Consider the following 22,153-nt stretch of genomic DNA (forward strand, 5'->3'; position numbering starts at 1 on the left):
GGCCGACCCCCAGGAATCTTCTGCAATTTCTGCACGGCCCAACCGGGCCGCTGGTCTTGCTTGTTCTTTTGCGCTTGGGTCAGCCGGCCATGCGACGGGTCGCCTCTTCGAGGCGCTCCGCGACGGTGCCGTTGATGATCTCGTCACCGACGCGCACCGAGATCCCGCCGAGGACCGCGGGGTCCACGTCCAGGTTCAGGTGCATCTCGCGGCCGTACAGCTTCGCCAGGGCGGCGCCGAGGCGCTGCTTGTGCCGGTCGCTGAGCGGCACCGCCGAGGTGACGATCGCGACCATGCGGTCACGCCGGTCCGCGGCGAGCTTGGACAGGGATTCGAGTCCCGCTTCCAGGCTACGTCCCCGCGGCTGGGTCACCAGACGGACGATGATCCGCTCGGTGGCCGGCTGCGCCTTGCCGCCGAGCAGGCTGCGGAGCAGCTCGCCCTTGGCGGAGGCCGTGGCCGTACGGCTGGTGAGTGCGGCACGCAGCTCCTGGTCGGAGCCGACGATCCGGCCGAACCGGAACAGCTCGTCCTCGACGTCGTCGAGGCCGCCCGCGCGCTGGGCGGCGGTGAGGTCCGCGGTGTTCGCCAGCTCCTCGACCGAGTCCACCAGGTCACGCGACTGCGACCAGCGGGAGCGGACCAGCCCGGAGACCAGGTCGACGGCTTCGCCGCTGACCTGACCGCTGAGCAGGCGCGCGGCCAGCTCGGCCTTGCTCTCGCCGCTCTGGGCCGGGTCCGTGAGGACCCGGCGCAGGGATACTTCGCGGTGGAGCAGCGCGGTGACCGATGCCAGGTCCTCGGCGAGGGCCGCCGCGTCGACCGACGTGTTGTCGGTCAGCGCGTCGAGCCGCTCGCGTGCGGCGGCCAGTGCCTCGCGGCTCGCGCCGTTCATCGGGCAGCCTCGGCCTTCGCCTCGAGCTCGTCGAGGAAACGGTCGACGGTGCCGCTCTGCCGGGCGTGGTCCTGGAGGGACTCACCGACGAGCTTGCCGGCCAGGTCGGTGGCGAGCTTGCCCACGTCCTGGCGCAGCGCGGAGGCAGCAGCCTTGCGGTCTGCCTCGATCTGGGTGTGGCCGGCGGCGATGATCTCTTCGCGCTGCCGCTGACCTTCCGCCTTCATCTCCTGGATGATGACGGCACCCTGCTCCTGCGCCTCCTGGCGCAGACGAGCGGCCTCGTGGCGGGCCTCGGCGAGCTGAGCCTTGTACTGCTCAAGAACGCTCTGCGCCTCGGTCTGAGCCGCTTCGGCCTTCTCGATGCCACCCTCGATCGCCTCGCGACGCTCGTCCAGGGCCTTGTTGATGGCCGGGAGGAGCTTCTTGTAGAAGACGAAGAAGACAATGCTGAAGCAGATCAGACCGATGACAATCTCGGGCCAGACCGGAAACAGCGGTGACTGCGGCTCCTCAGCTGCCAGATGCAACATGGTGGACCTTTCGTCGAAAACGTATCGTCAGGTCGCCTGGACTACTTCGGGTAGATGAAGGGCGCGACGAAGCCGATCAGAGCCAGGGCCTCGATGACCGCGAAGCCGAGCAGCATGTTCTGGCGGATGATGCCGGCCGCCTCGGGCTGGCGGGCGATGGCCTGCACACCGTTACCGAAGATGATGCCGATGCCGACGCCGGGGCCGATCGCCGCGAGGCCGTAGCCGATGGTGCCGATGTTGCCCGTGACGGCTGCGAGAGTCTCAGACATTGATCTGTGATTCCTTCTCTTGATTGGCCGGTGGAGATTGCATCCACCGGACGTCTGGGGGGTGTCCGGGTGGTGGCCCGGATGTCCTCAGTGCGCTTCTTCGAGCGCCTGGGACAAGTACGTGGCGGTCAGCACGGTGAACACGTAAGCCTGGAGCGCCTGAATGAACATCTCGAAGACGGTCAGGGCCAGCGTCACGGCGAACGAGGCAGTGGCGTACACCGTGCCGAGCACGGTGCCGAGCATGTACCAGGTCGCGATCGTGAAGACCAGGATGAGGATGTGACCCGCGAACATGTTCGCGAAGAGTCGGACCGCCAGCGTGAAGGGGCGCACGAAGATGTTCGAGACGAACTCGATCGGCGTCAGGATCACGTAGATCGGCTTGGGCAGGCCGCTCGGCACGCACAGGTTGCGGATACCGCCGACGAAGCCGTTGTTCCGGAAGGTCACCGACATGTAGACGACCCAGACGAGCAGGGCCAGTCCGACCGGGTAGGCGATGAGCGAGGTCACCGGGAACTGTGCGAGCGGGATGATCGCCCAGAGGTTCATCACCCAGATGAAGAAGAACAGCGACACCAGCAGCGGGACGAAGGGCTCGCCCTTCTTGCCGATGATCTCTTTGGCGATACCTCGGTGCACGAAGTCGTAGAGGATCTCGGCGACCGACTGCAGCTTGCCGGGAACGACCTTGGGCTTGGAGAAGCCGGCCCAGAACAGGCTCACGATGACGATCGTTCCGATGATCGCCAGCAGCATCGGCTTATTGAAGTCGACCGGACCGACACTGAAGATCGGGTCGAAGATGAACGACCACGCGCTCGGGGCTGGGAATCCGCACGAGCCCTGGAACAGGTGGCAGTCAACCTCGAAGGCGAGCGTCTGGGCGTCAGCAGTCACCAGGAGCTCCTTCTGCATGGCGCATGGATACGGCTACCTCGTTGTATCGGAGCGGCTGGCAGCCGCAGGTCGGCACCGGACTGGTTCTTACGGTGGGGAGGCGGCGGCCGGGCCCGAAGCCTCGCGATGAATCAGGCGACAGCCGTGTTGTCCGCGCCCGCAGTACCGCAACCGAGACCGGACGATAGCAGCATGTCGAACAGGGCTTTATCCCGGCCCTACTGGTCATGCTTCCCCTCGGTTCCACCCGGGGCGTTCCGGCTCTCCGCCTCCGGATCGACGTACAGGGTCTTGCTCCTGGCGTGCAGCACGGTCTGCGTGATGATCCATGTGATCACCGAGGCGACGAGCGAAAGAGCGAAGACCTGGAGGTCGAAGAGGGTGGTGTTCCTGATCGCCATGATGAGGCCGAGCAGGAAGACGAGCTGGACCGAGTAGACCAGCAGCCCCATGCCCTGGAAAAGGTGAGGCATCGACTTGGCGACCCACTGCAACGCCAGCTGTCCGAGGGCCATGAAGAGAATGACCACCAGGCAGCCGACCACCGCACCGATCGCCCCCTCGCCACCGGCGACGAGCCCGCCGACAAGCGTGGCGATGGCTCCCACCGCGGCGACGGGGGTGGCGATGCGCAGTACTTCGCGCATGTCGGACTGCATGGCGGCAGCTCCACTGGTCTAAGGGAGGAATGGGGCGTCGTCATGGACGAGCTTAGGCCCGGTCCGCGAGGCGGTTTTGCGGATACGAGGACCGTCTCACCAGGATCCTTCGGCTCCGCCACCGGGTCTCGTGAACGGTATCACAAACTATTTGATGAGGTCTTTACCTGGAAAGTGTGCCAACTGTCACACGTGAGAGTTAGTCCGCGCGCCTGAGCGCGAATGTGGGCGAGTTGTCTGCTAGTGCGCAGATTCTCCCACCGGGGAAGCGTCACCGGCATGAGTGAGCGGCCACAGCACTCACTCTGCACGGACACGACGATCGGCGGCTGCCGAAGCAGCCGCCGATCAACCCGCCACGTTCAGCCTTGGGTGAAGATCAGGAGTACTTGACCTTGCCCTCGATCCCGGAGGCCCCTCCGGCCGAGCTCCGCCCGGACTGCACCCGGAAGCACGTCCCCTTCTTCACCGACTTGTCGAAGGTGTAGTACTCGCCCTCTTTCTTCTTGAAGTCCTTCCACCCCGTCAGCGACTTCCAGTCCTTGCCGCACGTGATCAGACGAACGCCGATCGCGTGGTTGAACGTCTTCTTGGTGATGGTGTACTTGACCTTGCCGGTCTTCCCCTTCTTGAACTTCTCGGGGGATTCCTTCTTTTCCACCGGGCTGGTGGCAACAGTGAACTTCTTCGTCGCCTTGGCCTCGATCGACTGCGCAGCGGGCGACTCCGCAGCCTGGGCGACCCCCGCCCCGAGCAGACCGCTCACTATCACAGCCGATGCCGCTATACCCGTGAATTTACGCACTACTGCCCCCTCAATAGGTTGCTCATTGACAGCCATGCCCCGGTCACGGGCACGACAGGAAGGGACGCTAGTTGGCGCAGTCGGGCCGTCGCAAAAAGATTCTGGGCAGATACTCCAGACACAGACAGAGGAATGTCTTATTCCTCAATTGCGCTGAGCCACCACCAAGGGACTCGAGCAAAAGAGATCAACATATGCGCTGGTCAAGGACGTGACCGCGAGGGTGTCAGTAGTTGCAGTAACGAAATCGGCCAATCGCGAGACCACCCAATGAAGCTCTTTCTCGGAGGCTGCCCGACGGCCGCTGCCGGCTTCCTCCCAGGCGACGGTCATGCGTGGAGCGAAGGCCCCAGCCCGCCACGGGCCCCGAATAGTCAGCGCGACGAGTCGATGGACCGGCGTTCGGAGAAACGCGAACGGGCGCCGATCGCGGTCGCCCCGTTGACGCCGGACACCCCCACTGCCACAGGGGCCCGTTCGGGGCCCTCCTCGCCCATCTGAGCTTCTGCCGGGCCCTGTTGGGCCCCGGAGGCCACGAGCTCCGGCTTCTCGCCGTAGGAGGACGAGGGGGAAGAGGCCTGCTCCGGGGTGGGGCGACGGTAGCGCGGCGGCACGAAGCGGTTGGCCCAGTGCGGGGTGCGGGGGGTGAAGCGCGGCATCAGCAGCAGGACCAGGCCCACCGCGCTCGCCGTCATGATCACGAAGACGATCCACATCGAGGCCGAGTGCACCGAGTAGCCGACGGCGCCGAAGGCGATCAGGGCCGACCAGAAGTACATGATCAGCACGGCCCGGCTGTGCGAGTGGCCGATCTCCAGCAGGCGGTGGTGCAGGTGCCCGCGGTCGGCGGCGAACGGCGACTGGCCGTTCCAGGTGCGCCGGACGATGGCCAGGATCAGGTCCGCGGCCGGGATCGCGATGATCGTCAGCGGCAGCACCAGCGGGATGAAGACCGGGAGCATCGCGTGGGTGGCTCCGCGCTCGCTGCCCTGGAAGAAGATCCGCATGCTGTCCGGGTCGACCTGGCCCGTGATCGAGATCGCCCCCGCCGCCAGCACCAGGCCGATCAGCATCGAGCCCGAGTCGCCCATGAAGATCCGCGCCGGATGCATGTTGTGCGGCAGGAAGCCGACGCACATGCCCATCAGGATCGCCGCGAACAGCGTCGCGGGGGCCGCCGCCTCGATCCCGTACCCCATCCAGAGGCGGTAGGCGTACAGGAAGAACGCCGTCGAGGCGATGCACACCATGCCCGCCGCGAGCCCGTCCAGGCCGTCGACGAAGTTGACCGCGTTGATCGTGATGACGACCAGCGCCACCGTGAGGAGCGTGCCCTGCCACTGGGTGAGGGCGACCGTGCCGATGCCGGGGATCGGCAGCCACAGGATCGTGAGGCCCTGGATGACCATGACGGCGGCGGCGATCATCTGGCCGCCGAGCTTGATCAGGGCGTCGATCTCGAACTTGTCGTCGAGGACGCCGATCAGCCAGATCAGGGCGGCTCCGGAGAGCAACGCCCGTGGCTCGTTGGAGAGTTCGAAGACGCCCTTCAGGTTGAAGAGGTGGTCCGCGACGATCAGCCCCGCGCACAGTCCGCCGAACATGGCGATCCCACCGAGCCGGGGTGTCGGCTCGCGGTGGACGTCGCGCGCACGGATCGCGGGCATCGCCCCGACCGCGATGGCGAACTTACGCACCGGTCCGGTCAGCAGATAGGTCACCGCAGCCGTGACACAGAGCGTCAGCAGGTAATCACGCACGGGCTGCCCCAGAGAATTCGCCGGCCATCCAAAACCCACACCCTAGTCTCAGGAACAAGGACTCCACGGTACGGGTGATGGTTGCACAGGGTTCGCCTGCCCCGGATACGCCGGAGTCCACCACTCCGGAAACGGTCCGGCCGACTACTCCGGGTACGGCGGATTGCGCGCGGCCAGTTCGCGGACCTCCGCCACGACCGGGCTCACATCGCCCGGCTCCCGGACCGCCGCACCGAACAGGGCCGCGATCCTCGCCATGTCCCCCTCGTCCAAGCCCTGCGTGGTCACGGCGGCCGTCCCCAGGCGGATGCCGCGGGCCTCCCCGTACGGCAGCGCACAGGTGTCCAGCACCATGCCGGCCGCCGACAGCCGCTCGCGGGCGGTGCGGCCGTCGACGCCCAGTGGGGCCGGGTCCGCGACGATGATGTGGGTGTCCGTGCCGCCCGTGGTGACCTCGAACCCCTCGGCCTCCAGCCCGGCGGCCAGCACCCGGGCGTGAGCGACCACCTGATGGGCGTAGAGCGTGTACGCCGGGGTCTCCGCCTCCCCGAACGCGACCGCCTTCGCCGCCACCGTGTGCATCTGCGCGCCGCCCTGGGTGAACGGGAACACCGCTCGGTCGATCCGCTCGGCCAGCTCCGCGCGGCAAAGGATCATGCCGCCGCGCGGTCCGCGCAGCACCTTGTGCGTGGTGGCGCAGACCACGTCGGCGTACGGGACCGGGCTCGGCGCCGCTCCCCCGGCGATCAGCCCCATCGGGTGGGCGGCGTCGGCGATCAGGTACGCGCCCACCTCGTCGGCGATCTCCCGGAACAGCTCGTAGTCCGGGTGGCGGGGGTAGGAGATCGAGCCACAGACGATCGCCTTGGGACGGCGGGCGCGGGCCAGGGCGCGGAGCCGGGAGTAGTCGATGAGGCCGCTCGCGGGGTCCACCCCGTAGCCGACGAAGTCGAACCAGCGGCCGGAGAAGTTGCCGGGCGCCCCGTGGGTGAGGTGTCCCCCGTACGGGAGTCCCATCGCGAGCACCGTGTCCCCCGGGCGCAGCAGTGCGGCGTAGGCGGCGAGCACGGCGGAGGAGCCGGAGTGCGGCTGGACGTTGGCGTGGTCGGCGCCGAAGAGGGCGGTGGCCCGGCGCACCGCGATGCGCTCGGCGGCGTCGGCGTGCTCGCAGCCGCCGTGGTGGCGGGCGCCCGGGTACCCCTCGGCGTACTTGTTGGCGAGCGGGGAGCCGAGGGCGGCCAGGACCGCGGGCGAGGTGAAGTTCTCGGCGGCGATCAGCTGGAGGGTGGCGGCCTGCCGGTTCCGCTCGGCGAGCAGGACCCCGGCGATCTCCGGGTCCTGGCGGAGCAGGGAGCCGAAGTCCTGGGGCAGCGCCTCGGGCGCGGCCGGCGCGGCTGCGGGTACGGGAGCGGGAGCGGCGGGAGAGGTGACCGGCATGGGACGGCTCCGGGCCTGGAGGAGGATGTGCCGGCGAGGGGGCCGGTGTCAGCTCCAATGTAGGCCGGGGCGGAGCGGTGTGCCCGCTGTCGCGGCGCCCCGTACGCCGGTCGGCGCACCGGGCGTACCGGTCGCACCGGCGCTCGGTACGGAGCGCGTACGGAGGTCGGCGCACCGTACAGCGCGCGTACGCCGGTCGGTGTCGGGCGCGTACGTCCGTCAGTGCGGCGCGCGTACGCCCGTGAGCGCCGTGACCACCGGGTCGAGCGCCTGGTTGATCTCGTCGCCGATGGAGCGGAAGAAGGTGATGGGCGCGCCGTACGGGTCGTAGACCTCGTCCGCCTCGGCGGTCGGGGCCAGCAGCCAGCCGCGCAGCGCTGCGGCGGCGCGGACCAGGGCGCGGGCGCGCTCGACGACGCCCTCGTCGAGCGGGTCGGGCAGGGTGGCGGGGTCTATCGCCCGCACCAGCCGGGTGAACTCCTTGAGCGTGAAGGTCCGCAGGCCCGCGGAGTGGCCCATGGAGATGACCTGGGCGCGGTGGTCGCGGGTGGCGGTGAGGACCAGGTCGGCACGGATGACGTGCTCGTCGAGGAGCTCGCGGCCGACGAAGCCGCTGGCGTCCGCGCCGAAGTCGGCGAGGACGACCTCGGCGTTGGCCTCCATGGGGGCACCCTCATGGCCCCAGGTGCCCGCGCTCTCCACGATCAGGCCGCCGCTGAGCGGGTCGCCGAGGCGGCCCACCAGGGCATGGCGGGTCAGCCGCTCGGTGATCGGTGAGCGGCAGACGTTGCCGGTGCTGACGTGGAGGATGCGGAAGGTGTCGGTCCGCCCCGCTATGCCACGCCCCTCGGGCGCGGTCAATTGGCCACCTCGAGGTCGGGGACCACCTTGCGCAGCTCCTCGACGGAGAGCGCGCCGGCCCGCAGGAGGACCGGAGTGGCGCCGGTGACGTCGACGATCGAGGACGGCACGATGCCGGGCGTCGGACCGCCGTCGAGGTAGACGGAGACGGAGTCGCCGAGCATGCCCTGGGCGGCGTCGCAGTCCTCGGGCGAGGGGTGTCCGGTGAGGTTGGCGCTGGAGACGGCCATCGGGCCGACCTCGGTCAGCAGCTCGATGGCGACGGGGTGCAGCGGCATCCGGATGGCGACGGTGCCGCGGGTGTCGCCGAGGTCCCACTGGAGCGAGGGCTGGTGCTTGGCGACCAGGGTGAGGGCGCCGGGCCAGAACGCGTCGACCAGCTCCCATGCCTGCTCGGAGAAGTCGGTCACCAGGCCGTGCAGGGTGTTCGGGGAGCCGATGAGGACGGGCGTGGGCATGTTGCGGCCGCGGCCCTTGGCGTCCAGCAGGTCGGCGACGCCCTCGGAGCTGAAGGCGTCCGCACCGATCCCGTACACGGTGTCGGTGGGCAGCACGACCAGTTCGCCGCGGCGGACGGCGGACGCGGCCTCGCGCAGCCCGCTGGTCCGGTCGGTGGCGTCGTTGCAGTCGTATCGCCGTGCCATCAGCCGGCCTCCTCGAGCGTGTACGGGTACGGGGTGTGGCGCCGGGGGCCGGTCACGGCATGGCCTTACGGGCGGTGGCGAACCGGGGCCGCTTGTTCAGGTCGGGGTGGTCGGCCGCGTCGGCCCAGCCCCGCTCCTCGGTGAAGATCCACGGCACCTGGCCGCCCTGGGTGTCGGCGTGCTCGATGACGACGAGGCCGCCGGGGCGCAGCAGACGGTGGGCGGTGCGCTCGATGCCGCGGATGGTGTCGAGGCCGTCCTCGCCGGAGAAGAGGGCCATCTCCGGGTCGTGGTCACGGGCCTCGGGGGCGACGTACTCCCATTCGGTGAGCGGGATGTACGGCGGGTTGGAGATCACCAGGTCGACCTGGCCGTCGAGCTCGGGAAGGGCGCTCAGGGCGTCTCCCTTGTGGACGGTGACCCTGGACCCCTCGGCGTTCTTCCGGGTCCATCTGAGGGCGTCCTCGGAGAGCTCCACGGCGTGTACGCGCGAGCGCGGGACCTCCTGGGCCATGGCGAGCGCGATGGCGCCCGATCCGGTGCACAGGTCGACGACGACGGGCTCGACGACGTCCATCGCGCGCACGGCGTCTATCGCCCAGCCGACGACCGACTCGGTCTCGGGCCGGGGCACGAAGACACCGGGGCCGACCTGGAGCTCCAGGTAGCGGAAGAAGGCGCGGCCGGTGATGTGCTGGAGGGGTTCGCGGGCCTCGCGGCGGGCGATCGTCTCCCAGTACCGGGCGTCGAAGTCGGTGTCGGGCACCGTGTGCAGCGCGCCCCGCTTCACCCCGTGGACGAAGGCCGCGAGTTCCTCGGCGTCGAATCGCGGTGAGGGGACACCGGCGTCGGCCAGCCGCTGGGTGGCCTGGGCCACCTCGGCGAGCAGCAGGTTCATCGCGGTTCTCCGTACGGGTTACGGGTGTGCGGGGCGGGCGGGTCGCTTACGCGTTGGCGAGCTTGGCGGCGGAGTCGGCGTCGACGCACGCCTGGATGACGGCGTCGAGCTCTCCGTCGAGCACCTGGTCCAAGTTGTACGCCTTGAAGCCGACGCGGTGGTCCGAGATGCGGTTTTCCGGGAAGTTGTACGTCCGGATCTTCTCGGAGCGGTCGACCGTACGGACCTGGCTGCGGCGCACGTCGGAGGCTTCCTGTTCGGCGGCCTCCTGGGCGGCGGCCAGCAGCCGGGAGCGCAGGATGCGCATGGCCTGCTCCTTGTTCTGGAGCTGGCTCTTCTCGTTCTGGCAGGAGGCGACGACGCCGGTCGGCAGGTGCGTGATGCGGACGGCGGAGTCGGTCGTGTTGACGGACTGGCCGCCGGGGCCCGAGGAGCGGTAGACGTCGATCCGCAGGTCGTTGGCGTGGATCTCGACGTCGACCTCCTCGGCCTCGGGGGTGACGAGCACGCCCGCGGCGGAGGTGTGGATGCGGCCCTGGGACTCGGTGGAGGGGACGCGCTGCACACGGTGCACGCCGCCCTCGTACTTCATCCGGGCCCAGACGCCCTGGCCGGGCTCGGTGGCGCCGTTGCCGCCCTTGGTCTTCACGGCGACCTGGACGTCCTTGTAGCCGCCGAGCTCGGACTCGGTGGAGTCGATGATCTCGGTCTTCCAGCCGACGCGCTCGGCGTACCGCAGGTACATGCGCAGCAGATCACCGGCGAACAGGGCGGACTCGTCGCCGCCGGCGCCCGCCTTGATCTCCAGGAGCACGTCCTTGTCGTCGCTGGGGTCGCGCGGGACGAGGAGGAGGCGGAGCTTCTCGGTGAGCTCTTCGCGCTGCCTCTCCAGGTTCTTGGCCTCGGCGGCGAAGTCGGGGTCGGCCGCCGCGTACTCGCGGGCGGTCTCGATGTCCTCGCCGGTCTGCTTCCAGGCCCGGTACGTGGAGACGATCGGGGTCAGCTCCGCGTAGCGCTTGTTCAGCTTGCGCGCGTTGGCCTGGTCGGCGTGGACCGACGGGTCGGCGAGCTGCTCTTCGAGACCGGCGTGTTCACCGATCAGTTCCTCGACCGCCTCGAACATTCGGGGGCTCCTGGTTGGTTACGTCTACGGGCCTGCTGGAGGGCGTGCTGCCGGGTGGGGCGCCGGAGGCTCCCCCCGCACACCCGACCGGAAAAACGCCGGTTCCGACGCCCCCGGGAAGAGGGCGCCGAGAACCGGCGCAGTGGCTCGCTACTTGCTGGCGGAGCCGGCAGCCTTGCCGAAGCGGGCCTCGAAGCGGGCCACGCGGCCGCCGGTGTCGAGGATCTTCTGCTTGCCCGTGTAGAACGGGTGGCACTCGGAGCAGACGTCGGCGCGGATGGCGCCGGAGTCGATGGTGCTCCGGGTGGTGAACGACGCACCGCAGGTGCAGCTGACCTGCGTCTCGACGTACTCGGGGTGGATGTCGCGCTTCAAGGTGTCTCCTAGTTTCGGGAGGGCGCCGGGTCGTCCGCGCGGATTGCGCGGCCGTGAACCGGGGCCGACGTACCAGTCTGCCAGGACCGGCCGTATCTCCCAAAACCGGGGGCGGGCCGCAGGTATTCCCCGGGACCGTGCGAGCGGGCTACCGGACGAAGTCTCCGGCGTCTCCCTTGTCCCCCGCGGACTTCTCGGTGGCGGAGGCGGGGATGGGCCGGTCGTTCTTGAGGGCCGCCCACACCTGCCGTCCGGCCTCCTCCTGCGGGAGGACCCGGTTCGGGTCGGCGGGGTCGTACTCCACCGGCAGGGTCACCATGTGCACGTTGTCCGCCCCGAGCCCCTTGAGGCCGCCCGCGAACCCGGTGAGCTTCTCGACCGAGCCGAGGCCGGAGTCGGTGGTGAGCGCCTTGGTGGCGGCGTCCGCGAGGCCGAACAGCTTCGTCGGGCTGGAGAGCACCCCGACGCTCTTCGCCTGCTCCATCAGCGCCTTGATGAACGCCTGCTGGAGCTGGATACGGCCGAGGTCGCTGCCGTCCCCGACGCTCTTGCGGGTACGGACGAGGCCGAGGGACTCCTCCCCGTCCAGGGTGTGGGTGCCCGGCTCCAGGTCGAGGTGGCTCTTGGAGTCGTTGATCGCGCTCTTCGTGGTGATCTCGACGCCGCCCAGCTCGTCGATGAGCTTCTCGAAGCCGATGAAGTCGACCTCGACGTAGTGGTCCATGCGGATACCCGACATGGATTCGACGGTCTTCACCGCGCAGGCCGGTCCGCCGACCTCGTAGGCGGTGTTGAACATGGCCCGGTGCTCGGCGGGGACCGTCCCGTCCGTCGTGTCACTCGCGCAGGAGGGGCGTTCGATCAGGGTGTCGCGCGGTATCGAGACGACGCTCGCCGACTTGTGGCCCTTGTCGACGTGCAGGACCATCGCCGTGTCGGAGCGGGCCGCGCCCTCGTCGGCGCCGTACTTGCCGTTGTCGCCGGAGCGCGAGTCGGAGCCCAGCACCAGGACGTCCTGCGAGCCGTCGTCCACGTCGTCGGGGCGGTCGGTGCCGAGCTCGGCGTCGATGTCGATGCTGGAGAGGTTGCCGTCGAGCGTGACGTACGCGTATCCGAGCCCGGCCCCGCCGACGACCACCACGCCCGCCACCGTCCAGGCCGTGACGGCCTTCGCACGCTGGCGGCGGGTGGGCTTCCTCCGCCGGCTGCCGGTGCCGCGTATCCGCCCCGGGGTCTTCTTCTGCTCGCTCACGCGTCTCCCTCGTTACGGCGCTCCACCTGCTCCTCGCCCCCGGCCGTGACGGTTCCGGGAGGGTTTGTCATCTCTTGATCAGACGGCGAAGCAGCAAGAAGGGTTGCACAGGGCCCTGTGGGTCCCGATGGGTGGCAGAGGGCGGCGCGCGAGCCGGCGGACCGCTCGCGATCCGGCGTTCACCTGCGGTTTCCTGCCCCGGTCCGGCACCGGCGGGGGCGTCGTCCGGAGGGCCGGCGTGTGGCAAAGGTCTCGGGGCGGGGCCGGGAACGCCAAGGACCCCCGGCACCGTGGTGCTGGGGGCCCTTGGCGTCAACTGCCGTGGCGACGTCAGTCGTTGCCGTTTCCGCTGCCCGGCGTCGTCTTCTGGATCTGGAGCAGGAACTCCGCGTTGGACTGGGTCTTCTTCATCCGGTCCAGGAGGAGCTCGATCGCCTGCTGCTGGTCGAGCGCGTGCAGCACCCGGCGCAGCTTCCAGACGACCGCCAGCTCGTCGGTGCCGAGCAGGATCTCTTCCTTACGGGTGGAGGACGCGTCGACGTCCACCGCCGGGAAGATGCGCTTGTCCGAGAGCTTCCGGTCGAGCTTGAGCTCCATGTTGCCGGTGCCCTTGAACTCCTCGAAGATCACCTCGTCCATGCGCGAGCCGGTCTCGACGAGCGCGGTGGCCAGGATGGTCAGCGAGCCGCCGTCCTCGATGTTGCGCGCGGCACCGAAGAAGCGCTTCGGGGGGTACAGCGCGGTCGAGTCGACACCACCGGAGAGGATGCGGCCGGAGGCGGGCGCCGCGAGGTTGTACGCGCGGCCCAGACGGGTGATCGAGTCGAGCAGGACGACCACGTCGTGACCCAGCTCCACGAGACGCTTGGCGCGCTCGATGGCCAGCTCGGCGACGGTGGTGTGGTCCTCGGCGGGGCGGTCGAAGGTCGAGGAGATGACCTCGCCCTTCACCGACCGCTGCATGTCCGTGACCTCTTCCGGACGCTCGTCGACCAGGACGACCATCAGGTGGCACTCGGGGCTGTTGACCGTGATCGCGTTGGCGATGGCCTGCAGGATCATGGTCTTACCGGTCTTCGGCGGGGCCACGATGAGGCCACGCTGACCCTTGCCGATCGGAGCCACCAGGTCGATGATCCGCGTCGTCAGGATGTTGGAGTCGGTCTCCAGACGGAGCCGGTCCTGCGGGTACAGCGGGGTCAGCTTCTGGAACTCGGGACGGCCGCGGCCGGACTCGGGGGCCATGCCGTTGACCGAGTCGAGGCGGACCAGCGCGTTGAACTTCTCGCGCCGCTCGCCGTCCTTGGGCTGGCGGACCGCACCGGTGACGTGGTCACCCTTGCGCAGGCCGTTCTTGCGGACCTGGGCGAGCGAGACGTACACGTCGTTCGGACCCGGCAGGTAGCCGGAGGTCCGGATGAACGCGTAGTTGTCGAGGATGTCCAGGATGCCCGCGACGGGGATCAGGACGTCGTCGTCGGCCACCTGCACATCGCTGGCGAAGTCGTCGCGGCCACGACGGCCGCGGCGGTCGCGGTAGCGGCCACGACGGCCGCGGCGGCCGCCCGCCTCGTCGTCGAAGTCGTCCTGCGGACCGTTGTCACGGTTCTGCTGGCCCTGGCCGCCCTGGCTCTGACCCTGGCCCTGGCGCTGCGGGCGCTGCCCGCCGCCGCCCTGCTGGCCCTGGTCGTCGCCCTTGCCCCGGCGGTCGCGCTGGCGCTCGCGGCGCTCCCCGCGCTCGCCCCGGTCACCGCGCTCGCGGTCACCACGGCCCTGACGGTCGCCACGGCGGCCCTCGGCGGTGTCGGCGGCGGCCTCGGCCTTGGCGTCGCCCTTGGGCTCGCCGCGGTCCTCGGTCTTCTGCTCGGCCTGGGGCTCCGCCTTGACCTCGGTCTTGGTCTCGGGGCTGCCCGCCTGCGCGGTGGCGCGGCGGCGACGGCGCTCGCCCGTGGGCTGCTCCTCGCTGGCCGGCTGGCCGGGGATGTCGATCTGCTGCTGGGCCGCCTTCTCGGCGGCGGCGGCCTCGTCCCCGGTGCGCGCCTTGGAGGTGGCACGCCGCTTGGGCTTGCTCTCCGCCGCTTCGGCGGCGGGGGCCTCGGCGGCCTTGGAGGAGGCCTTGGGGGCGGCGGATCCGCCGCCCGCCTGCGCCTCCTTGATGACCTCGATCAGCTGGCTCTTGCGCATCCGCGCAGTACCCCTGATGCCGAGGCCGGACGCGACCTGCTGCAGCTCGGCCAGGACCATGCCCTCGAGGCCGGTGCCGGAGCGGCGGCGCCGTGCGGTGGTGCCAGTGGCAGCACCTTCGGCGGGCGCGGCGCTGTCGACGTTCTTGTCGGCAGTGACGCCCATCAGATCGGTGGTGTCGCTCACGAAGGGTCCTTCCCTGGAGCGGACGTCGGCCTTCTGGCTCGGCGACCGGTTGTGCTGTCCGACTGCGGTCTGTTGATCTTGCTGGATCGCGGACCTTGCCGGGGCGGTGGTCCGCCGGGTACGGCGGAGAGATGAACGTGCGAGGTCCGGCGCGAGATCCCCCTGCTCGGCCCACTCCTGGACGAGCGAGGGGTGTCGTGCCGGTTCCGGAGCGTGCTCGAAACTGCTCAGGCAGGCTGCTCAGGCAGTTGGGGAGGCTCCCGGAAGAATGGCGGTCCCGAAGGGGGACACGAAGCAACGCGCCTCAAAGACGTCGGTTGCAGACTTGAGGTTAACACTACCGGCTCCAACAAACATTCCCCCTCTCGGCCACCGGTAATCACATGCGCTCACGCGGCCAGCGGCAGCACGGTGGCGCCCGCGGCGTCGAGGGCCAGCCGGTTCGCGGCCCAGCCCTCCCCCGCCAGCCGGGCGACCTTGTCGGCGGATCCCTCCTCCGCCAGCGCGAGCACCGTGGGGCCCGCGCCGGAGATGACGGCGGGCACGCCGTCGGCGCGCAGGCGGTGCACCAGCTCGACGCTCTCGGGCATCGCGGGACCCCGGTACTCCTGGTGGATCCGGTCCTCGGTGGCGGCGAGCAGCAGCTCGGGGCGCCTGGTCAGCGCCTCGACGAGCAGGGCCGCGCGACCGGCGTTGAGGGCGGCGTCGACGTGCGGGACGGTGCGCGGGAGCAGTCCGCGCGCCGTCTCGGTGAGCACGGGCCGGCCGGGCACGAAGACCACCGGAACGACGGACGGCGCGGGGTCCATCCGGATCGCCCGGGCCGCTCCGCCGTCCATCCACGCGAGGGTGAACCCGCCGAGCAGACAGGCCGCGACGTTGTCGGGGTGCCCCTCGATCTCGGTGGCGAGCTCCAGCAGGGCCTCGTCGTCGAGACGGGCGTCGCCGCCGGTCGTCACGGCGCGGGCGGCGACGATTCCGGCGCAGATGGCGGCGGAGGATGAGCCGAGGCCGCGGCCGTGCGGGATGCGGTTGGCGCAGACGATCTCCAGGCCGCGGGGCTGGCCGCCGAGCAGGTCGAAGGCGGTGCGCAGGGAGCGGACGAGCAGGTGGCTCTCGTCGCGGGGCAGCGTCTCGCCGCCCTCACCCGCGATGTCGATGTGGAGCCCGGAGTCGGCGACCCGGACGACGACGTCGTCGTAGAGCCCCAGCGAGAGGCCGAGGGCGTCGAAACCCGGGCCCAGATTGGCGCTGGTTGCGGGGACGCGCACCCTGACGGCGGCGGCTCGGAACGCGGGACCGGCCATCGGCTGGACGACTCCTTGTAAGACGGCGGGGATTGCGGTGCGGTGGCTCTGCGGCGGTGGGGGCCTGCGGTGTGTGTTCGCGGGGGTGGGGATGGGGCCGGTGGCCCGGCCCGTAAGCGCCGTCAAGACGGCGATCGCACCGCGGCACCCGTCGGGCGGATGTCCGGGGGATGCCGGGCGGATGGGGTACAGCTTATCGAAGGAAGGTTCCGTCGCGACATAGGGCGCACAGGAGGCGCACGATGCGTGTCGCCCGCCTCCTATGCGCTCTCCGCCCCGAAAAGAGGGCGGTTGAGCTGGGTTGTCCCGTGTTGCCCCCGAAGGGTTTTCCCGTGGTGACCCCGAGGGTCAGACGAGCCCGAGCTTCTGGGCCGCGGTGGCCGCGTCGACCGGTACGGTGACCGGCTGCGGGGCGCCCGCGACGGCCCAGTCGGGGTCCTTGAGGCCGTTGCCGGTGACCGTGCAGACGATGCGCTGGCCGGGGTCGACCTTGCCCTCCTCGGCGGCCTTGAGCAGACCGGCGACCGACGCGGCCGACGCGGGCTCCACGAAGACGCCCTCCTGGGAGGCCAACAGCCGGTAGGCGGACAGAATCTGCCGGTCCGTCACCTCGTCGATGAAACCGCCCGATTCGTCCCGGGCGGCCAGGGCGTAGTCCCAGGAGGCCGGGTTGCCGATGCGGATCGCGGTGGCGATGGTGGACGGGTCCTTGACGACCTCGCCGCGCACGATGGGCGCGGAGCCGGAGGCCTGGAAGCCCCACATGCGCGGGGTGTGGGTGGAGACGCCGTCACGGGCGTACTCGGTGTACCCCTTCCAGTACGCCGTGATGTTGCCCGCGTTGCCGACCGGCAGGACGTGGATGTCGGGGGCGTCGCCGAGCGCGTCGACGATCTCGAACGCGGCGGTCTTCTGGCCCTCGATACGGACCGGGTTGACCGAATTGACCAGCGCCACCGGGTAGTTGTCCGAGAGCGAGCGGGCCAGGGTGAGGCAGTCGTCGAAGTTGCCGTCGACCTGGAGGATCTTGGCGCCGTGCACGAGCGCCTGGCCCATCTTGCCGAGCGCGATCTTGCCCTGCGGTACGAGGACGGCGCAGACCATGCCCGCGCGCACCGCGTACGCCGCGGCGGAGGCCGAGGTGTTGCCGGTGGAGGCGCAGATGACGGCCTTCGCCCCCTCCTCCTTGGCCCGGGTGATGGCCATGGTCATGCCGCGGTCCTTGAACGAACCGGTGGGGTTGGCGCCCTCGACCTTGAGGTGCACCTCGCAGCCCGTGCGCTCGGAGAGGACCTGCGCCGGAACGAGCGGCGTACCGCCCTCACGAAGCGTGACGACCGGCGTCGTGGCCGTGACCGGAAGCCGGTCCCGGTACTCCTCGATGATGCCGCGCCACTGGTGGGTGCCCTTGCTGGTCATGGGTCCTTTACTCCCCTTCAACACGCATGATGCTGGCGACACCGCGCACGGTGTCGAGCTTGCGCAGCGCTTCGACGGTCCCGGAGAGGGCGGCGTCGGGCGCGCGGTGGGTGACGACGACGAGGGATGCCTCGCCGCCTCCGTCTGGACGTCCTTGCTGGCGGACGGTGTCGATCGATACGCCCTGCTCGGCGAAGACCGTTGCCACCTGGGCGAGTACACCCGGCTTGTCGGCCACGTCGAGGCTGATGTGGTAGCGCGTGACGACCTCGCCCATGGGGCTGACCGGCAGGCGCGTGTAGGCGGACTCACCGGGTCCGGTGGCCTCGCCCAGTTTGTTGCGGCAGACCGCGACCAGGTCGCCGAGGACCGCGGAGGCCGTCGGGGAGCCGCCGGCGCCGGGGCCGTAGAACATCAGCTGCCCGGCCGCGTCCGCCTCGATGAAGACCGCGTTGTACGCCTCGCGGACGGAGGCCAGCGGGTGGCTGAGCGGGATCATCGCGGGGTGGACGCGGGCGGTGACGGAGGCCCCGTCGGCGGCGCGCTCGCAGATGGCGAGGAGCTTGACCGTGCAGCCCATGCGGCGGGCGGAGGCGATGTCGGCGGCGGTGACCTCGGTGATGCCCTCGCGGTGGACGTCGCCGATCCTCACGCGGGTGTGGAAGGCGATGCCGGCGAGGATCGCGGCCTTGGCGGCGGCGTCGAAGCCCTCGACGTCGGCGGTCGGGTCGGCCTCGGCGTACCCGAGGGCGGTGGCCTCGTCGAGCGCCTCGGAGTAACCGGCGCCGCTGGTGTCCATCTTGTCGAGGATGAAGTTGGTCGTGCCGTTGACGATGCCGAGCACCCGGTTGACCTTGTCACCGGCGAGCGACTCGCGCAGCGGCCGCACCAGCGGGATGGCACCCGCGACGGCGGCCTCGTAGTACAGATCGCGGCCGTACTTCTCGGCGGCGGCGTGCAGGGCCGCGCCGTCCTCGGCGAGCAGTGCCTTGTTGGCGGAGACGACGCTCGCGCCGTTCTCGAAGGCGGTGGTGATGAGCGTGCGGGCCGGCTCGATGCCCCCGATGACCTCGATCACCACGTCGATGTCGCCGCGCTGCACGAGCGCGGTCGCGTCGGTGGTGATCAGTGCGGGGTCGATGCCCTCACGCACCTTCGAGGGGCGGCGGACGGCGACGCCGACGAGCTCCACGGGCGCGCCGATGCGCGCCGCGAGGTCGTCGGCGTGCGTCGTCATGATGCGCGCCACCTCTGAGCCGACCACTCCGCAGCCCAGCAGCGCCACCTTCAGCGGACGCGTACGCATCATCCGACCTCGTTTCTCGTACATGCTCATGTGTGGACCAGTCTCACTCACCGGACGGGCGTTTCTGACCCCCGTCCGGATCCTGAGATGACTATTTCATCAGCCGACATCGAGACGCAGGAGATCTTCCTCCGTCTCCCGCCGGACGATGACGCGTGCCTCTCCGTCCCGGACGGCGACGACCGGGGGGCGCAGGGCGTGGTTGTAGTTGCTCGCCATCGAGCGGCAGTACGCGCCGGTGGCGGGGACCGCGATCAGGTCGCCGGGCGCGAGGTCGGCGGGGAGGAACGCGTCCTTGACCACGATGTCCCCACTCTCGCAGTGCTTGCCGACGACCCGGACGAGCATCGGCTCGGCGTCCGAGGTGCGCGAGACGAGCGCCACGCTGTACTCGGCGTCGTACAGCGCGGTACGAATATTGTCCGACATTCCGCCGTCGACGCTGACATACGTCCGCAGCCCTTCGAGGGGCTTGATGGTGCCGACCTCGTACAGCGTGAACGCGGTGGGGCCGACGATGGCGCGCCCCGGCTCGACGGAGATGCGGGGGGTGCGCAGCCCCGCGGACTCGCACTCGCGGGTGACGATGCCGCTGAGAGCCTTGGCGATCTCGTGCGGCTCGCGGGGGTCGTCCTCCGAGGTGTACGCGATGCCGAGGCCGCCGCCGAGGTCGATCTCGGGCAGCTCCACGCCGTGCTCGTCGCGGACCTCGGCGAGCAGCTGCACCACGCGCCGGGCGGAGACCTCGAAGCCGGCCATGTCGAAGATCTGCGAGCCGATGTGCGAGTGGATGCCGATGAGTTCGAGGCTGTCGAGCCCGAGCGCCCGGCGCACGGCTTCGGCGGCCTGCCCGTCGGCGAGCGCGATGCCGAACTTCTGGTCCTCGTGCGCGGTGGCGATGAACTCGTGGGTGTGCGCCTCGACGCCGACGGTGACCCGGATCTGGACGCGCTGGCGGACGCCGTGGCTCCGGGCGATGTGGGCGACGCGGACGATCTCCGGGAAGGAGTCGAGCACGATCCGCCCGACACCGGCCTCGACGGCCCGCTCGATCTCGGCGACGGTCTTGTTGTTGCCGTGGAAGGCGATGCGCTCGGCGGGCATACCCGCGTCGAGGGCGGTGGTCAGCTCCCCGCCGGAGCAGACGTCGAGGTTCAGCCCCTCCTCCTGGAGCCAGCGCACGACGGCGCGGGAGAGGAAGGCCTTCCCGGCGTAGAAGACGTCGGCGTCCGGCCCGAAGGCGTCGGACCAGGCCCGGCAGCGGGCGCGGAAGTCGCTCTCGTCGAGGAAGTAGGCGGGGGTGCCGAACTCCTCGGCGAGCCGGGCGACACCGATCCCGCCGACGGTGAGGGCGCCGTCCGCGTCGCGGGTGACGGTACGGGCCCAGACCTTCTCGTCCAGGACGTTGAGGTCGGCGGCGGGGGCGGAGTAGTGCCCCTCGGTCAGGACGTCGGCGTGACGGGGACCGGCGGGGTGTGCGGAGCGGCTCATGGTGAGGTCTCTCGGATTCTTCGGATTCGTCAGAGGTGTGCGGGCGCACTGATACCGAGCAGGGACAGGCCGCCTGCCAGCACCGTCCCGGCGGCTTCGGCGAGGGCCAGCCGGGAGCGGTGGGCGGCCGAGGGTTTCTCGTCGCCCGAGGGCAGCGGCGGACAGGAGTCGTGGAAGTCGAAGAACGCGTGGGCGACGGCTTCCACATGCCGGGCGACCCGGTCGGGCGCGCGGTGACGGGCTGCGGCGAGGAGGACGCCGGGGTGGTCGGCGAGGAGATCGAGGAGGGGGCGGGCGGAACCCTCGTGCACAGCCGCGTCGGGAGCGGACGTGAACCCGAGGGCGGCGGCGCCCCGGGTGAGCGCGCGGGCCCTGGCGTGGGCGTACCGGACCCGGAAGAGCGGGTTGGCCTCCCCCTGGACGAGCAGCTCGTCGCCGAGCGGGGCACGGTCGTGCGAGGCCGGCCGCAGCAGCCCCCAGCGCGTGGCGTCCGCCCCTAGCCGCTCCAGCAGCTCCCCCGCGGTTGCGCCGGCCGGCACCGGGCGTACGGGGGTGAGCGGGACGGGCGGGGTGCCGTGCGCGTCGACGGTGACGCCGAGCAGGCTCCACTCCGCCTCACCCGCCTCCTCGCAGCTGATCCGGACCCGGGCGCCCTGGGAGATGACGAGCCGGCGCACAGTGTCGGCGGTGACCGCGGCGCGCACCTCGCGCGCGTGGTGGAACTGGAGGACCTCGTCCCGGAGCGCGCCCCCGTGTCCGTACGCGCTCCCCTGCTCCCGTACGGCGTCGAGCACGGCCCGGTCGCGGTCGCCGGGGGCGTCGAGGGTGAAGCTCAGGAACCCGGGCCCGGTGATCTCGACCCGCCCGATCCCGGGCTCGGCGGCGACCCGCTCGCGCAGGATGCGCGCGACCTCCAGGGCGGGCAGCCCGGCGTCCCCGGCGAGCTGGAGCGCGACCGCACAGGCGTAGTCACCGCTGCCTCCGGGCCGCGTCCTCTCCACCCGCACGCACGCGGGCACGGGCGCGTGCAGCGCATTCTCGTCGACCGCGCGGTGCACGGCGTGCAGCACGGTCCGGGAGAGATCGGCGGGGGTCACGGGACAAGCGTAGGGGAGGAGGAGGGGCACTCCGCGACCCGGTTTCGCCATGCGGTCAGCCGGTGGTGCTCCCCGCCCGCCCGGCACCGCTCCGTCCGTCGACCGACGGCCGCTCCTTCCCCGTCGCCAGCCGCTGCACCATCCGCACGAGCTCGCTCGGCTCGAACGGCTTCGCCAGGAAGGCGTCGACCCCGGCGGACATGCCCGCGTCCACCTCGCAGGGCGTGCAGGCGCTGATGACGGCGATGGGCACATGGCGGGTGCGGGGGTCCGAGCGCAGCCCGGAGGCGGTCTCCAGGCCGCCGAGGCGGGGCATCACGACATCGAGGGTGATCACATCGGGACGGATCCCGTGGACCAGGTCCAGGCACTCGACACCATCGGCCGCGGTCACGACCTCGAAGCCCTCCAGCTCGAGATTGACCCTGATCAGCTGCCGGATGACCTTGTTGTCGTCGACAACAAGCACGCGACCGTACGCCCCTGACACCCTTCGAGAGTAGGTCGCCCCCGGTGACCGCGTCCGGCGTTTGACCACTTCCGCCCCGGACGGGGGACGGGCTGACGCGACGGAATACCTGTTCACGGAGACCCGTCGGGAGCTGGTAGTGTTTCACCCGTCGCAGAGCAACACCGCGATACGCCCCCGTAGCTCAGGGGATAGAGCATCGGCCTCCGGAGCCGGGTGCGCAGGTTCGAATCCTGCCGGGGGCACATTCCGGAAAAGAGGGCCTGAGCAGCGCAAG

Annotated in this window: 21 protein-coding genes and 1 tRNA gene; 1 reads left to right on the forward strand and 21 read right to left on the reverse strand. The window is 70.4% G+C overall.

All coding sequences use genetic code 11. The features are described 5' to 3' along the window. Window positions 1-79: 79 nt before the first annotated feature. The 21 genes from AMK21_RS15670 to AMK21_RS15770 all read right to left on the reverse strand — a co-directional run bounded on the left by AMK21_RS15670 (window position 80) and on the right by AMK21_RS15770 (window position 21,876). Window positions 80-895: a F0F1 ATP synthase subunit delta gene (locus tag AMK21_RS15670; protein ID WP_073878312.1), complete on the reverse strand. Its 816-nt coding sequence runs from the start codon at window positions 893-895 to the stop codon at window positions 80-82. Beyond that, the gene (locus AMK21_RS15675) at window positions 892-1,428 is read right to left on the reverse strand and encodes a F0F1 ATP synthase subunit B (protein ID WP_015611376.1); all 537 of its coding nucleotides are present in this window, start codon (window positions 1,426-1,428) and stop codon (window positions 892-894) included. The genes AMK21_RS15670 and AMK21_RS15675 overlap by 4 nt, the downstream gene beginning before the upstream one ends. Before the next feature lie 41 nt (window positions 1,429-1,469). Then, entirely contained in the window at window positions 1,470-1,700 is a 231-nt protein-coding gene (gene atpE / locus AMK21_RS15680) for an ATP synthase F0 subunit C (protein ID WP_015611375.1), read from the reverse strand. A gap of 87 nt (window positions 1,701-1,787) precedes the next feature. Beyond that, on the reverse strand, window positions 1,788-2,621 hold the full coding sequence (gene atpB / locus AMK21_RS15685; RefSeq protein ID WP_073878314.1) for a F0F1 ATP synthase subunit A: 834 nt from the start codon (window positions 2,619-2,621) through the stop codon (window positions 1,788-1,790). A gap of 200 nt (window positions 2,622-2,821) precedes the next feature. Further along, window positions 2,822-3,262 carry a hypothetical protein gene (locus AMK21_RS15690; protein WP_073878316.1) on the reverse strand — a complete coding sequence of 147 codons (441 nt, stop codon included), beginning with the start codon at window positions 3,260-3,262 and terminating at the stop codon, window positions 2,822-2,824. A 379-nt stretch (window positions 3,263-3,641) separates the two neighbouring features. Beyond that, window positions 3,642-4,028: a hypothetical protein gene (locus AMK21_RS15695; protein WP_073878318.1), complete on the reverse strand. Its 387-nt coding sequence runs from the start codon at window positions 4,026-4,028 to the stop codon at window positions 3,642-3,644. Between the two features lie 413 nt (window positions 4,029-4,441). Then, on the reverse strand, window positions 4,442-5,839 hold the full coding sequence (locus AMK21_RS15700; RefSeq protein ID WP_199863222.1) for an MraY family glycosyltransferase: 1,398 nt from the start codon (window positions 5,837-5,839) through the stop codon (window positions 4,442-4,444). A gap of 132 nt (window positions 5,840-5,971) precedes the next feature. Beyond that, entirely contained in the window at window positions 5,972-7,264 is a 1,293-nt protein-coding gene (gene glyA, locus AMK21_RS15705) for a serine hydroxymethyltransferase (protein ID WP_073878322.1), read from the reverse strand. 219 nt (window positions 7,265-7,483) lie between these two features. After that, window positions 7,484-8,125 (reverse strand): protein-tyrosine-phosphatase, encoded by a 642-nt coding sequence (locus AMK21_RS15710; RefSeq protein WP_073878323.1) that lies wholly within the window; start codon window positions 8,123-8,125, stop codon window positions 7,484-7,486. Further along, window positions 8,122-8,769, reverse strand: coding sequence for an L-threonylcarbamoyladenylate synthase (locus AMK21_RS15715; RefSeq protein ID WP_073878325.1), 648 nt, complete (start codon window positions 8,767-8,769; stop codon window positions 8,122-8,124). Before AMK21_RS15715 ends, AMK21_RS15710 begins: the two co-directional genes overlap by 4 nt. 52 nt (window positions 8,770-8,821) lie before the next feature. After that, window positions 8,822-9,667 carry a peptide chain release factor N(5)-glutamine methyltransferase gene (prmC, locus tag AMK21_RS15720; RefSeq protein WP_073878327.1) on the reverse strand — a complete coding sequence of 282 codons (846 nt, stop codon included), beginning with the start codon at window positions 9,665-9,667 and terminating at the stop codon, window positions 8,822-8,824. A gap of 46 nt (window positions 9,668-9,713) precedes the next feature. Beyond that, window positions 9,714-10,790: a peptide chain release factor 1 gene (prfA, locus tag AMK21_RS15725; protein WP_073878329.1), complete on the reverse strand. Its 1,077-nt coding sequence runs from the start codon at window positions 10,788-10,790 to the stop codon at window positions 9,714-9,716. 150 nt (window positions 10,791-10,940) lie between these two features. Continuing rightward, the gene (rpmE, locus tag AMK21_RS15730) at window positions 10,941-11,165 is read right to left on the reverse strand and encodes a 50S ribosomal protein L31 (RefSeq protein WP_015611364.1); all 225 of its coding nucleotides are present in this window, start codon (window positions 11,163-11,165) and stop codon (window positions 10,941-10,943) included. 148 nt (window positions 11,166-11,313) lie between these two features. Next, complete coding sequence (locus AMK21_RS15735; RefSeq protein ID WP_073878331.1) at window positions 11,314-12,417, reverse strand: LCP family protein; 1,104 nt, start codon at window positions 12,415-12,417, stop codon at window positions 11,314-11,316. Between the two features lie 330 nt (window positions 12,418-12,747). Continuing rightward, window positions 12,748-14,787: a transcription termination factor Rho gene (rho, locus tag AMK21_RS15740; RefSeq protein ID WP_073878333.1), complete on the reverse strand. Its 2,040-nt coding sequence runs from the start codon at window positions 14,785-14,787 to the stop codon at window positions 12,748-12,750. A gap of 389 nt (window positions 14,788-15,176) precedes the next feature. Continuing rightward, the gene (gene thrB, locus AMK21_RS15745; RefSeq protein ID WP_073878335.1) at window positions 15,177-16,094 is read right to left on the reverse strand and encodes a homoserine kinase; all 918 of its coding nucleotides are present in this window, start codon (window positions 16,092-16,094) and stop codon (window positions 15,177-15,179) included. Between the two features lie 348 nt (window positions 16,095-16,442). After that, complete coding sequence (gene thrC / locus AMK21_RS15750) at window positions 16,443-17,513, reverse strand: threonine synthase (RefSeq protein ID WP_073878337.1); 1,071 nt, start codon at window positions 17,511-17,513, stop codon at window positions 16,443-16,445. Between the two features lie 7 nt (window positions 17,514-17,520). Then, complete coding sequence (locus tag AMK21_RS15755) at window positions 17,521-18,822, reverse strand: homoserine dehydrogenase (protein ID WP_199863223.1); 1,302 nt, start codon at window positions 18,820-18,822, stop codon at window positions 17,521-17,523. Window positions 18,823-18,918: 96 nt separating this feature from the next. Further along, the gene (gene lysA, locus AMK21_RS15760) at window positions 18,919-20,310 is read right to left on the reverse strand and encodes a diaminopimelate decarboxylase (protein ID WP_073878339.1); all 1,392 of its coding nucleotides are present in this window, start codon (window positions 20,308-20,310) and stop codon (window positions 18,919-18,921) included. Window positions 20,311-20,339: 29 nt separating this feature from the next. After that, on the reverse strand, window positions 20,340-21,407 hold the full coding sequence (gene nrtL, locus AMK21_RS15765) for an ArgS-related anticodon-binding protein NrtL (RefSeq protein WP_073878341.1): 1,068 nt from the start codon (window positions 21,405-21,407) through the stop codon (window positions 20,340-20,342). Window positions 21,408-21,462: 55 nt separating this feature from the next. Continuing rightward, complete coding sequence (locus AMK21_RS15770; protein WP_073878343.1) at window positions 21,463-21,876, reverse strand: response regulator; 414 nt, start codon at window positions 21,874-21,876, stop codon at window positions 21,463-21,465. Between the two features lie 173 nt (window positions 21,877-22,049). Between AMK21_RS15770 and AMK21_RS15775 the strand changes: the two genes are divergently transcribed. Continuing rightward, window positions 22,050-22,121 (forward strand) — tRNA-Arg (locus AMK21_RS15775). The last annotated feature ends 32 nt before the right edge of the window (window positions 22,122-22,153 follow it).

The sequence above is a fragment of the Streptomyces sp. CB00316 genome, assembly GCF_001905595.1.
Taxonomy (GTDB): domain Bacteria; phylum Actinomycetota; class Actinomycetes; order Streptomycetales; family Streptomycetaceae; genus Streptomyces.

What these genes read in the sequence shown, in the direction of transcription:
- AMK21_RS15670 (WP_073878312.1), bottom strand. Translation starts at nt 895, where the DNA reads ATGAACGGCGCGAGCCGCGAGGCACTGGCCGCCGCACGCGAGCGGCTC.
- AMK21_RS15675 (WP_015611376.1), bottom strand. Translation starts at nt 1,428, where the DNA reads ATGTTGCATCTGGCAGCTGAGGAGCCGCAGTCACCGCTGTTTCCGGTC.
- atpE (WP_015611375.1), bottom strand. Translation starts at nt 1,700, where the DNA reads ATGTCTGAGACTCTCGCAGCCGTCACGGGCAACATCGGCACCATCGGC.
- atpB (WP_073878314.1), bottom strand. Translation starts at nt 2,621, where the DNA reads ATGCAGAAGGAGCTCCTGGTGACTGCTGACGCCCAGACGCTCGCCTTC.
- AMK21_RS15690 (WP_073878316.1), bottom strand. Translation starts at nt 3,262, where the DNA reads ATGCAGTCCGACATGCGCGAAGTACTGCGCATCGCCACCCCCGTCGCC.
- glyA (WP_073878322.1), bottom strand. Translation starts at nt 7,264, where the DNA reads ATGCCGGTCACCTCTCCCGCCGCTCCCGCTCCCGTACCCGCAGCCGCG.
- AMK21_RS15715 (WP_073878325.1), bottom strand. Translation starts at nt 8,769, where the DNA reads ATGGCACGGCGATACGACTGCAACGACGCCACCGACCGGACCAGCGGG.
- prmC (WP_073878327.1), bottom strand. Translation starts at nt 9,667, where the DNA reads ATGAACCTGCTGCTCGCCGAGGTGGCCCAGGCCACCCAGCGGCTGGCC.
- prfA (WP_073878329.1), bottom strand. Translation starts at nt 10,790, where the DNA reads ATGTTCGAGGCGGTCGAGGAACTGATCGGTGAACACGCCGGTCTCGAA.
- thrB (WP_073878335.1), bottom strand. Translation starts at nt 16,094, where the DNA reads ATGGCCGGTCCCGCGTTCCGAGCCGCCGCCGTCAGGGTGCGCGTCCCC.
- thrC (WP_073878337.1), bottom strand. Translation starts at nt 17,513, where the DNA reads ATGACCAGCAAGGGCACCCACCAGTGGCGCGGCATCATCGAGGAGTAC.
- AMK21_RS15755 (WP_199863223.1), bottom strand. Translation starts at nt 18,822, where the DNA reads ATGATGCGTACGCGTCCGCTGAAGGTGGCGCTGCTGGGCTGCGGAGTG.
- lysA (WP_073878339.1), bottom strand. Translation starts at nt 20,310, where the DNA reads ATGAGCCGCTCCGCACACCCCGCCGGTCCCCGTCACGCCGACGTCCTG.